Origin of the sequence: Vibrio sp. B1ASS3 (assembly GCF_905175355.1) — a bacterium.
GTDB lineage: Bacteria > Pseudomonadota > Gammaproteobacteria > Enterobacterales > Vibrionaceae > Vibrio > Vibrio owensii.
Genome location: NZ_HG992743.1, coordinates 2000169 through 2014362 on the forward strand (window position 1 = coordinate 2000169; position 14194 = coordinate 2014362).

A 14194-nucleotide genomic window follows, 5' to 3' on the forward strand; every position below is an offset into this window, starting at 1 on the left:
GCCATGTCTTGCTTCGATTAAATTCGACTTAAATCCAATCGAATCAGTCTGTAATTAGAGCTTAAAAGTCTGCTGTCATACCAACGTAGTAAGTACGCGGTGCTTCAACATAACCGATGTTTTCTAGCTCTCTTGATACGCTTTCATCGGTTAGGTTGGTGATACCCGCACGAATACGTAGTGCATCATTCACATGGTAAACCGTACCTAAATCCATCGTGGTGTAAGCGTCTTGCGTTAGCTGAGAATCAATCTTACGGTCGCCACGGTAGCGTGCGCTCGCAAACAGGTTCAAATCTTGAGTTGGGTACCAGTTTAGGCGTGCAAATGCAGAGTGCTTGTAACGCTCGTTCAGCTCTTCACCTGTCGACTTATCTTCGGTGTCTAAGTAAGTGTAGTTACCAGACATCGCCCATTGCTCATTGAACTGAATGCTACCCGTTAGCTCCACACCTTGAATAACGGCTTTCGATACGTTTTGGTAAGACTTGTACGGATTAGACAGTTCACGATCGATAGGGTCGCCGTTATCATCAATGCAGCTCATTACTGCGCTCGACCACGTACCGACTTCACAGAAGATGTCCGTCTGTTCGATTAGGTTTTCGATTTCGTTACGGAATACCGCGCCTTCAAGGTTCCAGTTACGACCGCTGTATAGCGCCGAGAACTCGTAGTTCACGCTGGTTTCCGCTTCCAGATCTTCGTTACCTACGATGTTACAGTTACCTTTACAGCTGCTCATCGAGAAATCTGGGTGGTTTTGCGTCATGGTTGGTGCCTTAAACGCTTTACCCACACCACCTTTCAGTACCAAGTCTTCCGTTGTTTGGTGTACTAGGTACACACGCGGGCTGAACTCTTCGCCGTAGTGCTCGTGCTTATCCAAACGACCACCAATCGTCGCCATTAGCGTATCGGTCATTTCCCATTGGTCTTGGATAAATACCGCACCTTGGTAAGCTTCTGCTTTGTTACCCACGATGTGCTCTGGGTTGGTTAGCTCGCTAGTTTGGTAGTCCACGCCAAACGTCACAGTGTGGCTTTCACCTAGGTAAGTGGTTGCTGACGCTTCAAAAATTTGTGTTAGTTCTTCAATTGAATCAGCACCATCGTTTGCCGCTTCAATGTTCTCTACGTTTTCACGTGAGTAACGAACTTGCGTATCACCCCAAGACCAAAAACCGGTATGCGATAATGCTTGGCTATTACGTTTAACGCGAGACTCCGAGAACAGAACCGTAGTGCCACTTTCTGCTGCGGTATCACGCTCATCGTCACTGTAACCAAGGTCAAGATCGATAAATTGATTGTCCGCCAAATGCCATGAAAGCGTACCGAACATCGCTAAACTATCGCGATCTTCAAGTGCAGTAACCTCTTCACGATCGATGCCCCCTTTCTCGCCAGAGTATGGCTGCCATGCGTTGCGGCTCGTTTGAGAAACAGAGAAACGAGCAAATAGTGTGTCTTCAATCAGAGCGCCAGACGTGGTTAGACCCACTGTGTACTCTTGACCACCATTGCCATCGTTTGGCGTGGTGTTGTCTAAGCTGAGCTGAGAGCTCCAATCGTTACTTGGCGACTTAGTGATGATGTTGATCGTACCGCCCATACCGTCAGAGCCGTAAAGCGCCGACATAGGACCACGGATGATCTCTACTCGCTCAATTGAATCCATTGGGATCGCAGAAAGATCGAAGTCGTTACCACGTACGATCGCACTTGCCGAACTCATGCGACGGCCATTTACCATGATCAGTGTGTATTTCGAATCCATACCACGAATCGAGATTTGCTGACGACCTGCACGTGTGCTGTCAAAGTCTGACTCCACGCTGGTTGCGTTAGACACGATGTCCGCCAGCGTGATGCCTGGATCGTTTTCGATGTCTTCAGCGGTGATCACCGACATAGAAGCTGGAGCGTCTTTCAGCTCCATCTGGGTACGAGTTGCTGTTACAACAAGCTGCTCATCGGTTTCGATTGGCGTTGTATCAGCAAAGACGGAAAAAGAGGTACATAGCGCACCGATTACCACTGCTAATGGTTTTGGCGCAAACGGAGTCGTCTTCGACATGGTAAAAACCTATAAATTTTAATGGAACTTATAATGATAATGGTTCGCATTAAATAGCCTTTATTTGACGAAGACAAGCAACCGAGCATTTGTAGGATTAATTACCACTATGTCGAAAACGAATAATAATATTCTTTACCATTCAGCCTCAGTTGAGCCATATATTTCCTTGAACAATGACTTAACCCAATTACACATCGGGTCGTTATGATAGCGCTTATGCCAGTATAAATAGACCGATTCACTGTCCATTCGAATCGCTTTTGGTACGGTTTTGGTGATCAATTTCCTACCCTGGCAAGCGTCTTGTGCAAACGGCGTTGGTAAGTGGAAAATCACATCCGTTTGCTCGGCGATCGCTGGTGCGGCATTGAAGTTTGAAAGCTGAACAGGAATCGATAATTGGCGTTTTTTATCCACCACGCCAAGCTCAACAAAACGGTGATAAATTGACAGGGTTTTGCCACCTTGAAGTGAGATTTGACCGAAGTTGCAATCGAGAAGCATCTCCACCGTCAGTTCCTCAACATGGGCAAGTGGATGAGTTTCGCTCATCAAGAATCGGTAGTCGCGATTGGCAATTTTCATGCGGTACAAATTCTGCTCAGAGCTAGGTGGCTCGGCGGTTGAGAGCACAAAATGCACATCCCCTGCGATCAGCGAATCGAAATGGCGTTTCGGGATGGAATCGATATCGACAATCATGTTCGGCGCTTCTTCGCGGATGCGAGAAACAATCGGTGGCAGTAAGAAAATTACCTGTGGAACCAAGCCGTAAAAACGGATCGTACCGTTGCTCTTTTCTGGCACAAATGACTGGCCGTACATCAGCTTTTCTAGCCCAGTTAACACCGTGTTCAAATCTTGTTTGATCACTTCGGCTTTTGGGGTCAATTCATAGCCGTGTGCAGTACGTACTAACAGCTCATCGTTGAACAAGTTTCTGAGTTTCTGTAAAGAGCGGCTCACCGATGGTTGGCTCATATTGAGCGATACCGCGGTGTTGGAAACATGCTTCTCTTCAAGTAGGTGTTTGAGAATAAACAATAAGTTCAAGTCGACTTGAGCTAAATTCATTTTTTGAATACTCACTATTCCGCTAATTCTGTTGCTGCATATAGACTATCTGCTAATGTGTCTGCAATCAATAATCATTCTTATTTGATTTTAATCAAATAAGTTATACCGCTTTACGACTAATCTCGCGCTCTATTTTTTTAAAGCACTCTTTGTTTTTAAGGCACTAATGCGAGATTGCACCGCACCTTTTGGAAATCATTATGTTTGGTAAAACTTCTCTTCGCGTAGCAACGGGAACTTTGCTGCTTGCATTGGCTCCTATGGGGGCAATGGCTAAAACCTACCAACACAGCTTGGGCACAGTAGACATTGATGGCGTTCCACAACGCGTCGTTGTGTTGGGTTACGGCAGTTTAGACTACATTGATGCTTTGGGCGTAACACCCGTCGGCATGCCAAAGACGCTGCTGCCAAAGTCACTCGAAAAATTCCAAATCGACTCGTTCGCAAATACGGGTAGCGTGAAAGAAGTGAACTTCGAGACGCTGTTCATGCTCAAGCCAGACTTAATCATCGCAGAAGGTCGCATGGCAGATATCTACAAAGATCTGAGCGACATCGCGCCAACTTACATGTTCCGTATCGACACCACCGACTACTGGAAAACAACCCAAGAACACTGGCGCACGCTGGGTGACATCTTCGACAAAGAAGAACAAGCAGAGCAGTTAATCGAAGACGTTCAAGAGCAAATCGACCATCTTCACGCAAAAGTAGAAGCTCAGCCACCACGCACACTGACCGTCTCAAACAGCGGTAACAGCTTGGCGATGTTTGGTACCAACAGCCGTTTCTCATTTGTGTATGAAGAAGCAGGTTTTGCAACTTCGACTTCTGAGAACGTGAAATCTGTACCACGCACTCACGGCAACCTGATTTCATTCGAATACATTGCTGATGCGCAGCCTGAAGTACTGCTTATCCTTGACCGCGAACAAGCGATCGGTCAGAGCAGCGGTAAAGCAAAACAGCTATTCGACAACGATCTTGTGAAGTCCACACCAGCGGCGAAAAACAACCGCGTGCTGTTTATGGACCCAGCGGCTTGGTACTTAACCGCAGGTGGCTACCAATCGACGCAAACCATGATTAAAGAGCTGAACCAAGTCATTGCTAACTAACAGATTCGGTTCAATCTCACTCTAATCGATGACCTTTCCCGCTTCACGGTGCGAAAGGTCATTGTTGTTTTTATCACCCTATAAATACACCATGAAATTACATCATATCTTGGCTTTTTTGTTGCTCGTCGTACTCTCCTGCGCCTCTTTGCTGGTTGGGGTGGCGAACGTTTCTCTCTCGCAGATTTTGGCCGGTGACAGCCACAGTCTGAACATCTTACTGGTTAGCCGATTACCCCGCTTGCTTGCCATCGTCTTAGCTGGCGCAGGTTTAAGTATTGCTGGTTTGATCATGCAGCAGATCGTACAAAACCGCTTTGCTGCCCCATCCACCACGGGTACGGTCGATTGGGCAATGTTCGGCTACATCGTCGCGCTGATTCTGTTTGCAGACATGAGCAGTTGGGTACACCTGATCACCATCTTCGCGTTCTCTGTGATTGGTACGGTGATCTTCGTGCGCTTCTTGCAACGATTGAAGTTTAAGAACACCGTGCTCGTCCCACTGATAGGCATCATGTACGGCAACGTGGTTTCGTCCATGACCACTTTTATTGCCTACAAATACGACCTAGTACAGACCCTTGGTTCATGGACGGTGGCTAACTTCGCATCGGTATTGCGCGGTAACTACGAGTTCTTGTATCTCGCTCTGCCAGTCTCGGTTCTGGCTTACGCTTACGCCAACCGCTTTAGCGCGGCGAGTGTGGGTGAGAGCTTCGCTAAGAACATCGGTTTGAACTACCAACGCATTGTTTTAGTCGGTGTCATCCTTGTGGCTGTGCTGTCGTCATCGGTAGTGATGATCGTTGGTATGATTCCGTTTCTTGGGCTTATCGTGCCAAACCTAGTGTCGCTGTTCATTGGTGACAACATGCGTCGCAACTTACCTTGGACCGCATACGCAGGCGTGATTTTGGTGCTTACTTGCGACATCCTCGGTCGTCTTATCATTTTCCCTTACGAGATTCCAATTTCGATGATCATCAGCATCTTGGGTGGCTCAATCTTCATTTACCTAGTTCTGAGAGACAAATCGAATGCGTGATTCTATGAAAGTAACGCTGCTGGCAATCGCGGCAGTTTTGATTTGTGCGGTGTTCATCGGTAAAGGCTTAACGCCAGATAACTACCAGTTCTTCTTGTCACGTCGCATCCCGAAAGTACTGGCGATTGTCTTGGCAGCAATGGCGATTGCGTCATCATCACTGATTTTCCAGACCATCACCAACAACCGAATCCTTACCCCTTCGATTCTGGGTTTTGATTCCATGTACGTGATGATTCAAGTTCTGCTTGTGGTGATGTTTGGTGGCTTGAGCGCTTTGGTCATCAACAGCAAACTCAACTTCGTGTTGTCGACTGGCATCATGATTGTGTGTGCAATGACCTTGTTCAGCTTCTACTTCCGTGGTCGTCAGCGCAATATCTTCACCTTGTTGTTGATTGGTATCGTACTGAGCAGCTTGTTCAATAGCGTCACCGGCTTCTTCACCATGATCACCGACCCAGATGAGTTCACCTTCATCCAAAGTTCTATGTTCGCTAGCTTTAACAACATCAACAGTGAGTTGGTGTACTGGTGTGTGGTTCCGATGCTGCTTTGCGGCGCGTACCTAATGCGTATTGCTCACAAATTGGACGTAATGTGGCTTGGCGTCGACAATGCGAAAAGCCTAGGTGTGGATACCCACAAACTGACCATGCAAGTCATGTTCATCATCACTTTGATGGTGTCTATCTCGACCGCATTGATTGGCCCAATCCTGTTCTTTGGCTTGATTGTTGTGGCTCTGGCTCGCCAAATCTTCACTGGCTACCAGCATCGCTTATTGATTGTTGCGAGCTCAGTACTGTCAGTTGTGCTGCTGTCCGGCGGTCAATGGGTGGTTGAAAACCTTTTCGATTTCGACACCACCATCAGCGTTATTATCAACTTTATCGGCGGCGGCTACTTCTTGCTTCTGCTTATGAAAAACAAATTCGATTAAGGGTTTATCACATGATCCGTATTCAAGGTCTTAGCAAAAAATACAACGAAAAATACGTGGTAAAAAACGCCGATGCCCTTTTTCCACTTGGCAAAGTAACCAGCATTATTGGTCCTAACGGTGCGGGTAAAAGTACACTACTGTCGATGGCGAGTCGCCTAACAGAAAGCGATGCTGGTAGCGTCGTGATTGGTGATAAGCCGCTTGACCAATGGAACACCGAAGACTTAGCAAAGCGCCTATCAGTGCTGCGCCAGTCAAACAATATCAACATGCGCTTTACGGTGCGTGATTTGGTGGCGTTTGGTCGCTTCCCTTACTCGCAAGGTCGTCTGACAGAAGAAGATCACCGCATCATTGATGAATCGATGCAGCATCTGGAAATCGACCACTTGAAAGATCGCTTTATCGACCAATTGTCGGGCGGTCAGCGTCAAATGGCGTTTATTGCTATGGTGGTGGCGCAAGATACCGACTACATCTTCTTGGATGAGCCGCTGAATAACCTCGACATCAAGCACTCCGTCGACATCATGAGTACGCTACGTAAGCTTGCGGAAATGAAGAACAAAGCTGTAGTAATCGTAATTCACGACATCAACTTTGCGTCTTGTTACTCTGACCACATCGTGGCGATGAAACTTGGTGAAGTCATCAAAGCGGGCTTGGTTGAAGAAGTGATTGATGCCGACGTGCTGAGCGATATTTACGAGATTCCATTTATCGTGCAAGAGATTAACGGCAACCGTATTTCGTTGTACTACCGACGTTAACGTAACCAATCTGATTCCAAAGGCGGCCTCGTGTCGCCTTTTTTAATTTTGGTCAATGAAGAAGCGTTAAACGCGGAAAAGCGATGTGTCCGAGCAGCATTAATGATACTGTACTGAACAGTTTTATTTAGGTTGATTTAGTTATGCGCGCATCTACTGAAAAGAAAAGAACTCGAATCATCGAAGTGGCAACCGAGCTGTTTATTGAGCAGGGTTACAAGGACACGTCACTCGATCAAATCGTTGCAATTTGTGGTGGTTCAAAACAGACCCTTTATCGTTACTTTTCCAACAAAGAAGGGTTGTTTGTTGAAGTGCTTGCGCATAACACCAAGATCAGCCTAGAGTCCGTTTTCCAACTTGCTGATAAACAGGATCAACCTCTGAAAGAAACCTTAGAAGACTTCGCTAAGAAGTATCTACGCGGCATTTGCTCTAACCCCATCCTATCGCTTTATCGCATCATCTCTGCCGATTTTAATAAACATGATTCGGTTCCAAATCAGTTTTGGCAAACTGGGCCGCAGCGCATTCATCAATACTTAATTGAGTTTCTAAAAACCGACACCATCAGCCAGCAACTTAACATCGATGATGCCGATTTAGCCTGTGGTCAACTACTCGCGCTGATCAAAATGGATTACCAGAATATGGCACTGATGGGCTTTGATTTCTTAAGCGATGAAGAATTGGATTCGCATACACAAAAAGCGGTGGCAGCGTTCCTTAAACTTTATCAGCGATAAGAACCTCAAACCCAGAAAACAAAGGGAGCACATTGGCTCCCTTTGTTCTTTTACGGCTTAGTTACCGAGTTGCTTGGCTGGCTATTTGTTCTGTTTACCTAACCTCAATGCGCTTCTTGTTTTGCGGCTAGCTTCTTACCAATCAACAAGATTGGCGCAAGCGCAAAAATAGAGACAATGAACATCACCAACGAATTACTCAGTGCTAATGTCGTAGCTTGCTCTTTCACAACCGCACTAATTTGGCTCATCCCAAGTGCCGGATTAGGTAAGCGACCATGAGTCAGAATCGCACTGCTCAATGCCTGTTCATACGCCGCAAACACATGGTTTGAACCGTCCAGAGTGCGACCGATTTCGCCCGATGCTTGCGCGCTGTGGCTTTGAATCACACGAGAGAAAAACGCCCCGCCAATAACTCCGCCCATGGTTCGGAACAGATAGAAGTTTGCTATGCCTTCTAATCGCTGCCCAACTTGGAAGTACATCAACACCGCAATCGTCACCGACACATTCAACAAGCCAACACCAAAACCACGCAGCAGCATTGGGATGGGTAGTGACTCTGTACCAACAAAGCTTGGTAATTGGCTGAACTCATGCACCGACAGTAGAATCATCAGTACGCCAAAAGGCACCACAGCATCCGCCAGCGGACGGCGGAAGTAATACACTAATACACTTACCAGCATGCCGACCAACATGGCGTAAAACGACGGTAATTGTGCATAACCCGCATTGAGGCTGTTGTAGTGCATCGCCATTTTTAGGAAGTTGGCAAACAGCACTGTACTTGCCATCACGGCAAAGCCCGCAAGAAAGGCGTTATACATAAACACGTTGGTCTTTAACTTACCGTGCAATTGCATCGACGCAGTATCCAATTGGCGCGTTTTCACCAACTGATACACCACCAACAAAACCAGTGCTGCAGTGACAGAAGAAGCCTGTACAAACCAGTCTGAATCCAACCAGTTGTAGTAGCTGCCGCGCATTAGTAGGAACACCACCAAACCCATCGTTAACGCGAGTACGAAGTAAACTGAAGCTGATGATTTTGGCTTGGCTTCAATCTCAATCGCCTGAGGTTTGTATACACCGATAATTACTAGAGCTGAAAAGTACAACCAAGCCGAGGCAACATTCAGAAACGACCAATCAAACTCTTCAACAATCTCAGCCACCAACCACGGATAAGCGCCCATTGGTAACAGTGTTGAGAAGATCAGTGTCAGCGCAATAATCGCAGGCAACCAACGCTGCTCAAAAGTATTGAGTAGATAAAGGTTCACCACCACCAATAACATGCTCATGAAAAAGCCGCTTACTAACCAAGTCAGCGTGAACAACAACGCATGCTGACCAGTCCAATAGAGCGCAAGGTTCGTTCCCAAACCCACCAGCAATGCAGAGTGCAATGGCAATGACGCTCCAAGCTTACGCACCAAGATAGGGGTAAACATAAATCCCAACACTTGAGTGATCATAAAGCCGATTTTCACTAGCTCGACTTCATCTGTGGACAAACCGGATGTTGCGGCCATCTCGTGGGACAACTCGGTAAGCATCACCGAATTGATCCCAAAAGCCGCAATAGCGAACAGCGCAAAAATCAGCAATGGTGAACGTGTTTTCATGACGATTAACCTTGCGTTGCGGTCTCAATCGACACTTCAGCCGACAAGCCAGGATAGATGCGCAGTTTAAGCTCTTGTGGGATATCCAACTCAATACGCACTGGCACACGCTGTACTACTTTCACAAAATTACCGGTCGCATTTTGCGGTGGCAACAAACTAAACTGCGCGCCTGTTGCAGGGGTGATAGAAGATACACGACCATGCAACGGATGATCAGGGAACATGTCTAACACCACTTCTACATCTTGCCCTTGTGCGACGTTCTCTAGTTGAGTCTCTTTGAAGTTTGCCTCAATCCAAACGTAATCCGGCACCATCACGATCAACCCCATACCCGGTTGAACAAACTTACCTACTTGCACTTGTCTGTCTGCCACATAACCATCAAAAGGCGCTCGAACGATGGTTCGCTCAAGAGCGATATTCACCAATCTCAAGTTCGCTTCTGCTTGCTTGCGTTGCGCGGTTAGCTGCATTTTTTCTGTTACTAGCGCATCAAGTTGCTTCTGTTCAGCGGCTAGCGCTAGCTTGGCAGTTTCAAGATTGCTGCTCGCTTCAATAGAACGCGTTCTTTGCGCTTCAAATTGGTTCTTACTCACCGACTGCTTTTGTACCAAGCGTGAAAGACGTTTGAACTCCGCCGCTTGATGTTCCGCGTTGGCACTTGCACTGTGAATGCCCTGCTTCGCCTGTTCAATCTTTACCAGCTGCATTTCAGTTTTGGTTTGATTTGCGGTCAGCGCAGCTTTTGCGACATCTAACGCTGACTTCGCGATTTCTTGGTTGGCAATGAAATCTTCATCATCAATCGAAAACAGTGGCGCACCTTTGCTGACCCACTGGTTATCTTCGACAAAAAGTTGGCTTACCTGCCCACCGACTTCCGGAGAAATCGCCGTCACATCCGAGTGAACATAAGCGTTATCAGTGGTCACTGTATTTGGTTGGTATAACGCACAACCTGCAGCGACTAACGAACCAATAACAAGCGACAACGCAATGACTTTCTTCTTCATTTTTGAAACCCAACTTAATGATTTTTACAAACTGTACTGTACCGTACAGTTTTAGTAAAGATACATTTGATCATTGATAAGAAGAAAAGATCCATCCCACTGATTTTTATCGATCTTATTTGGTGGTCACTTTTGAATGAAAGAGAAGAAATTGAAGGGCTGTCGCGAGAAAAATAAAAAAGGCGACACCGAGGTCGCCTTTTGATTATGAAGAAATGCTTCGAGCTTGAAGCCGGTGAGTCACGCTTATTGCTGCGCTACCTTCACTTGTGGCTTGGTTGAGCTTGTGTAATCGAAGTCAAACACAATGCCATCTTTGGTCACGTCCAAAGCCATACCACCGACAAGCTCACCTTGTAGGCTCATCTTCACGTCTTCCGGTACTGGCTCACCAGACACTTCTGACGCTGTTTCAATCACTTCCAGTACGCGATCTGAGTCCATAGTGAAGCTCAATAGACCATTGGCCGTTAGCGGTTGAGCCATGACTTTCTCACTTGCTGCCGCTGCTGCCTCACCACTGTAAAGCGTTAGGTGGCTGCCGTTTAGACGAGCAAATACATCCATTGGTTTACCTGCGTATGGTTCAAGCAGACCACCGATGTTCACTGGTTGGTTATCCGGTTGGATTTGAATCTGAGCCAACTCTGGCATGAACATTTGTGCCGTTTGCAGCAGCATGTTTGGATCGTCCGCTGAGATAGAGAAGATCGCATCCAGCTGACCTAGCTCAGGGCCGTATTGGCCATTCATGTTCACATCAAGACCGAACATTTCCATGCTCAAACCTTTCAGGCCATTTGCCATACCCGCGCCCATGCTGATCGCCGGAGCTGGGTTTTGGCCACGCATGTCATTTTGCGCTTGCGCTAGGATTGAACACTGGTACTCAGGGGTCGTTAAATCTGTCCAGATCTTACCAATCGCAGGTGCCAAGGTTGCCACGTCTAGACCTAATGCCACGCTAAACATGCTCTGCTCACCATTTGATTCCGCTAAGACACCGCGCACTGATTGCAATGCTTCAAGAATCACTTGGTTTTTCGATTCAACAACAAAGCCGCCGTTGATGCGAGCTTTATCGTCACCTGCACTGTACTCGGCAAACGCGACCATTTGCGGCCAGTTTTCAGCGATTTGAGTGAATTCAGTGTGACACGCAGGAGAACGCAGTTGCTCTAGCGTTGGGTCAGAGTCGGCCATCTTCAGTTGGCGCGCCATTCTGTTGCCATCAAGTGTCGTTAGACCTTTAATGATTTCGCGGATGTCGAAAATACCGAATGAGTTGTTGCTCGCACCGTATTTAGTTTGTACCGCTTCAAGACGGCCGGAATCGACAATGCTGCTCTTCGGAGATTCAAGACCAAAAGCCAGTTTAAGTGGGTTCTCAACACCAAGTTCAGGAATGTCGAAAGTTACGGTCAGCACGTTGTTAACCACTGCCACCGCCAGACCAAGACCCAATTGTGGATCTTGCGAATCCGTCAGCTCGTAGCGGCGGAACTCAACCGTATCTAGCTTCACAAGCTCATGCTGGATGCCAGCAAGTTGCTCTTGTTCATCCAAGGTTTTCCATAGTGCCGCAGGGTTCTCTAGCTGTACCTTGTAAACAGGAACAAGGCCTAGGGTGTACATAATTGGGCTTACCATATCGCCCGTACCTAAGAAGGCTTTCAAGCTCTCAGGAGAAGACGCCGCTGCCATGTACGCATCCAAGAAGTTAACCGCAAACTCTAAACCAGGAGTCAGATCTTCTTCTACGAATAGTTCTCCCATTGGCGGCTGCTGTGACGTGCCGAATGCGTTCATGTATTCGTAGTGATTAAAAGGTTCCGTTTGGTAGGTAATCAACAAGGTATCCGCTGGAACTTGGGAAAGTAGCGAGGTTGAAGATTCGCCTTGGGCAAGGTTATTTTGGTACACATACGCGGCACCGCCTGCTGCTGCGACCACTGCAGTAGCTAATAATAGTTTTTTCACGACCAACTCCGTTGTCTTAGTTTTATTTCCTCAAACCAACAGATTGGTTTGAGTGAGCATTGAGCCCCGAATAAATGCTTGGGAAGGATGACAATTTTCGGCATTTATTCATCTGCAATGCCATGATAAACGGCCTAACAGAGTTATCAATTTGCTGAATGCCAATTTCTTAAGATATCCAACATTTATAAGATGAACCGTGAAGTGGGTTAAATTGCGCGACCGCACTATTAGCAACTCACTCAATAAAATTTCATAAATGCTATACCCTATCGGCCAAAATCCACGCAATATTAAATCCAATTACCGATTTTTCTCTATTGTCTGAAAACAGCTCACGACCTGACATTTTCGTCGATTCCTCCTCTAGAAGACGGTCGTACTTTTACTTAAAGTCAGAGCTATCAATAACGAATGTTGAACGTCTATCGCGCCATTAATCACCATGAAAGATCAGCTGACTATCTCTATTTCCAACATCAATGGCTCTAAGCATTGGTACTTCAGCAAAGCCATGCAGCGCAACTTTAAAACGGGCTTGGTGGCATTTATTTTGGGATTAACCGCAACCGCTATCTTGATCAATCATCTTTATTCTCAGGTCGATGACGCCGTACTTGAGCAAGCAAAGTTAACCGAGCAATCGCGCAGTATGGGTCAGGAGTTAAGTGAGCTAAAGGCTCTAAAATCAGAGCTTGAGAATGACCTCTCAGAGCGAGAAGAGCGCGTTCAATTGGTCTCGGAGCGTTTAGGCGAATTAGAGAAAGTGCTCGGTGTCGCTAACGAATCCAACACTGAGAGTTTGGATGCGCGCTTTGATACCGCCGCTATCACCTCCAATGTTCGAATGGTGATGCTCAACCAGATCCCCAACGGCTCTCCAGTTGGTAAAGCACGGCTTTCATCGGGGTTTGGCAAGCGTGTTCATCCGGTTACCAAAAAAACAAAAATGCATCGAGGATTAGATTTTGCGGTTAACACTGGTACCAAAGTGTATGCCTCTGCTGATGGCGTAATAGAGACCACACGCCGAAGTAGTAAAGGGTATGGAAACTTACTGCGTATACAGCATTCCTTTGGCTTTTCGAGCGCTTATGCCCATTTGAAAGAGTTCAAAGTCAAAACCGGTGAGTTCGTCAAAAAAGGCCAACTCATCGCCATTTCTGGTAACACCGGACTCTCTTCCGGTCCTCACCTTCATTATGAAGTGAGATTTATTGGAAGAGCTGTAAACCCAAGGCCATTCGTGGATTGGAACCTCAATAATTTTGAAGACATCTTTACCAAGGAGCGAAGAATACGATGGGAATCTTTAATCAAAACCGTGGAACAACGAGTGGCTCATCAGCTTCAACTCTCATCGCCAAAGGCTGTTCTGTTAGCGGAGAACTCAAAGTAGAAAGCGATATTCAGGTTGATGGCATCATCGAAGGCCAATTGCACGTCGAAGGCACATTGATCGTCGCAGAGAGTGGCCGAGTTAAAGGCGACATCTACGCTAAACAACTGATCGTCAATGGCCTGCTTGATGGTAACTGCCATGCGGAACACATTCAGGTTTTAGCAAAAGGCCGTGTCAGTGGCAAAATCTGGAGTAACAACTTGAGTATCGAAGCGGGTGGTAAGTTCTTCGGAGAGGCTGCAGAACTACCAGAAAAAGAAGTGGTGACGCTGAAAGAAAAGTCCACTGAAACCAATAAAACGGATAAGTCACAAGCTCGCAAAAGCGCATGATTGATGATCTCAAAAAGGGCACTGACTGTGCCC

Annotated in this window: 12 protein-coding genes; 7 read left to right on the plus strand and 5 right to left on the minus strand. The window is 46.8% G+C overall.

Annotated features, from left to right (window positions below; all coding sequences use genetic code 11):
- Positions 1-61 precede the first annotated feature (61 nt).
- Together KJB05_RS27165 and KJB05_RS27170 are read right to left on the minus strand one after the other, a co-directional pair.
- Entirely contained in the window at positions 62-2080 is a 2019-nt protein-coding gene (locus tag KJB05_RS27165; RefSeq protein WP_208445732.1) for a TonB-dependent receptor, read from the minus strand.
- A 135-nt stretch (positions 2081-2215) separates the two neighbouring features.
- Complete coding sequence (locus KJB05_RS27170; RefSeq protein WP_038868905.1) at positions 2216-3157, minus strand: LysR family transcriptional regulator; 942 nt, start codon at positions 3155-3157, stop codon at positions 2216-2218.
- Positions 3158-3360: 203 nt separating this feature from the next.
- Between KJB05_RS27170 and KJB05_RS27175 the strand changes: the two genes are divergently transcribed.
- From KJB05_RS27175 to KJB05_RS27195, 5 genes are all read left to right on the plus strand, one after another.
- A complete protein-coding gene (locus KJB05_RS27175) occupies positions 3361-4281 on the plus strand; it encodes a siderophore ABC transporter substrate-binding protein (RefSeq protein ID WP_208445731.1) in 921 nt (306 codons plus the stop codon).
- Positions 4282-4372: 91 nt separating this feature from the next.
- Complete coding sequence (locus tag KJB05_RS27180) at positions 4373-5329, plus strand: iron chelate uptake ABC transporter family permease subunit (protein WP_208445730.1); 957 nt, start codon at positions 4373-4375, stop codon at positions 5327-5329.
- Positions 5322-6272 carry an iron chelate uptake ABC transporter family permease subunit gene (locus KJB05_RS27185; protein WP_005429177.1) on the plus strand — a complete coding sequence of 317 codons (951 nt, stop codon included), beginning with the start codon at positions 5322-5324 and terminating at the stop codon, positions 6270-6272. The genes KJB05_RS27180 and KJB05_RS27185 overlap by 8 nt, the downstream gene beginning before the upstream one ends.
- Positions 6273-6283: 11 nt before the next feature.
- Positions 6284-7045, plus strand: a complete 762-nt coding sequence (locus KJB05_RS27190) for an ATP-binding cassette domain-containing protein (protein ID WP_005434322.1) — start codon at positions 6284-6286, stop codon at positions 7043-7045.
- Positions 7046-7188: 143 nt separating this feature from the next.
- Positions 7189-7791, plus strand: a complete 603-nt coding sequence (locus tag KJB05_RS27195; protein WP_208445729.1) for a TetR/AcrR family transcriptional regulator — start codon at positions 7189-7191, stop codon at positions 7789-7791.
- Positions 7792-7895: 104 nt separating this feature from the next.
- Here the strand turns inward: KJB05_RS27195 and KJB05_RS27200 are convergent, their stop codons facing one another.
- From KJB05_RS27200 to KJB05_RS27210, 3 genes are all read right to left on the minus strand, one after another.
- The gene (locus KJB05_RS27200; RefSeq protein WP_208445728.1) at positions 7896-9428 is read right to left on the minus strand and encodes an MFS transporter; all 1533 of its coding nucleotides are present in this window, start codon (positions 9426-9428) and stop codon (positions 7896-7898) included.
- A 5-nt stretch (positions 9429-9433) separates the two neighbouring features.
- Complete coding sequence (locus tag KJB05_RS27205; protein ID WP_208445727.1) at positions 9434-10447, minus strand: HlyD family secretion protein; 1014 nt, start codon at positions 10445-10447, stop codon at positions 9434-9436.
- Positions 10448-10693: 246 nt separating this feature from the next.
- Positions 10694-12427, minus strand: coding sequence for a hypothetical protein (locus KJB05_RS27210; protein ID WP_208445726.1), 1734 nt, complete (start codon positions 12425-12427; stop codon positions 10694-10696).
- Positions 12428-12872: 445 nt separating this feature from the next.
- Between KJB05_RS27210 and KJB05_RS27215 the strand changes: the two genes are divergently transcribed.
- Positions 12873-13826 carry a M23 family metallopeptidase gene (locus KJB05_RS27215; RefSeq protein ID WP_039840605.1) on the plus strand — a complete coding sequence of 318 codons (954 nt, stop codon included), beginning with the start codon at positions 12873-12875 and terminating at the stop codon, positions 13824-13826.
- Positions 13730-14161, plus strand: a complete 432-nt coding sequence (locus tag KJB05_RS27220; protein WP_208445725.1) for a polymer-forming cytoskeletal protein — start codon at positions 13730-13732, stop codon at positions 14159-14161. The genes KJB05_RS27215 and KJB05_RS27220 overlap by 97 nt, the downstream gene beginning before the upstream one ends.
- Positions 14162-14194: the final 33 nt, after the last annotated feature.